Here is a 2,351-nt window from a genome sequence, read left to right on the forward strand (position 1 = left end):
ATGCCGACAAACTCAGCCTCGACGACATCCTGCAATACTATTTCCGCGTCGTTGACCCGACCAGCCTCAACAAACAAGGCAACGACACCGGCACGCAATACCGCAGCGGCGTGTACTACACCGACCCCGCCGAAAAAGCCGTCATCGCCGCCGCCCTCAAACGCGAGCAGCAAAAATACAAACAGCCCCTCGTCGTCGAAAACGAGCCGCTAAAAAACTTCTACGACGCCGAGGAATACCATCAGGACTACCTGATTAAAAACCCTAACGGCTATTGCCACATCGACATCCGCAAAGCCGACGAACCGCTGACGGGCAAAACCAAGACCGCCCCGCAAGGCAAAGGCTTCGACGCGGCAACGTATAAAAAACCCAGCGCTACCGAACTCAAACGCATTCTGACTGAAGAGCAATACCAAGTGACCCAAAACAGCGCGACCGAATACGCCTTCAGCCACGAATACGACCATCTGTTCAAACCCGGCATTTATGTGGACGTCGTCAGCGGCGAACCCTTGTTCAGCTCCGCCGACAAATTCGATTCCGGCTGCGGCTGGCCGAGCTTCACCCGCCCGATTAACGCCGCCGCCGTTACCGAACACGACGATTTCAGCTACAACATGCGCCGCACCGAAGTGCGCAGCCATGCCGCCGATTCGCACTTGGGACACGTCTTCGCCGACGGCCCGCAAGACAAAGGCGGCCTGCGCTACTGCATCAACGGCGCAAGCCTGAAATTCATCCCGCTGGAACAAATGGACGCGGCAGGCTACGGCGCGTTGAAAGACAAAGTGAAATAACGGTTTGAATCGAAAAAGGCCGTCTGAAAAAGATTTCAGACGGCCTTTTTAATTTGTCGAATGCAAAGGGTTGGTTTCTTATCTATCAAAAAATCTCAATAACTAAGAAAGTGCGCCCTGCAAAAACCTTTTAAATTCGTTTTGCCAACTCTTCGGCTTTGCCCACATACAACGCAGGGGTCAGCTCAAGCAATTTGGCTTTGGCTTCTGCCGGAATTTCCAACGATTCGATAAAGAGTTTCAACACTTCAGGCGTAATGCCGTCTTTACCGCGTGTCAGGTCTTTCAGCTTTTCGTAAGGATTGGCCACGCCGTAACGACGCATTACGGTTTGAATCGGCTCGGCCAGCAGCTCCCAAGTAGCGTCCAAATCGGCAGCAAGGGCGGCAGGATTCGGCTCAAGCTTGTTCAGACCGCGCAGATGGGCGGCAAAGCCCAATACGGTATAGCCCACGCCTACGCCCATATTGCGCAATACGGTGCTGTCGGTCAGGTCGCGCTGCCAACGGGAAATCGGTAGTTTTTCGGACAAAAAGCCCAATACGGCATTGGCCATACCGAGGTTGCCTTCGGAGTTTTCAAAGTCGATCGGATTGACTTTGTGCGGCATGGTGGAAGAGCCGACTTCGCCTGCTTTGACTTTTTGTTTGAAGTAACCCAAAGAAATGTAGCCCCAAACATCGCGGTTAAAGTCGATCAGAATCGTGTTGACACGGCTGATGGCTTGGAAGAATTCCGCCATATAGTCGTGCGGCTCGATTTGAATGGTGTAGGGGTTGAAGGTCAGGCCGAGGCTGATTTCAACGAAGTTGCGGCAATGGGTTTCCCAATCCACATCGGGATAAGCGACCATATGGGCATTGTAGTTGCCGACTGCGCCATTAATTTTGCCGAGGAACTCTTGCGCTTGCAGGTTTTTAAACTGACGTTGCAGGCGGTACACGACATTGGCGATTTCTTTACCCAGTGTGCTTGGTGTAGCAGGCTGGCCATGCGTGCGGCTCATCATAGGGACGGCAGCCAACTCATGCGCCATGCCGGTCAGTTTTTCGATGATTTCAGCCAGTTTCGGCAGCAAAACAACCTCACGCGCTTCTTGCAGCATTAAAGCGTGGGACAGGTTGTTGATGTCTTCGCTGGTGCAGGCAAAGTGGATGAACTCGCTGGCGGCAGCCACTTCAGGCACGCCGGAGAAGCGTTCTTTAAGCCAATATTCGATGGCTTTGACATCGTGATTGGTGGTCGCTTCAATGGCTTTGACGGCGGCGGCATCTTCAAGCGAGAAGTTTTCGATCACTTTGTCGATTTCGGCAAGCGTAAAATCACTGAAAGCAGGAACTTCTACAATCTTAGGCTCGGCGGCAAGGGCTTTGAGCCAGTTTAATTCGACTTTGACACGCGCACGCATCAGGCCGTATTCGGAAAAAATCGGACGCAATGCTTCAACGGATTTGGCGTAGCGGCCATCTAATGGGGAAAGTGCAGCGATAGGGTTAATCATGTCGGATCTTCCTATGGGATGAAAACCAAATTGTTTGCAATTATACATGA

The 2,351-nt window shown here is 52.3% G+C and carries 2 protein-coding genes; one reads left to right on the forward strand and one right to left on the reverse strand.

Annotated elements, in window-relative coordinates:
• On the forward strand, positions 1-800 hold an 800-nt coding region (gene msrAB, locus ACTHUT_RS18140), incomplete at its 5' end, for a bifunctional peptide-methionine (S)-S-oxide reductase MsrA/peptide-methionine (R)-S-oxide reductase MsrB (RefSeq protein ID WP_440419305.1).
• Between the two features lie 130 nt (positions 801-930).
• On the opposite strand, the gene purB is transcribed toward msrAB, so the two are convergent.
• Positions 931-2,301: an adenylosuccinate lyase gene (gene purB / locus ACTHUT_RS18145; RefSeq protein WP_070749732.1), complete on the reverse strand. Its 1,371-nt coding sequence runs from the start codon at positions 2,299-2,301 to the stop codon at positions 931-933.
• Positions 2,302-2,351: the final 50 nt, after the last annotated feature.

It is taken from the genome of Neisseria sp. P0022.S010, from assembly GCF_051956635.1.

What these genes read in the sequence shown, in the direction of transcription:
- purB (WP_070749732.1), bottom strand. Translation starts at nt 2,301, where the DNA reads ATGATTAACCCTATCGCTGCACTTTCCCCATTAGATGGCCGCTACGCC.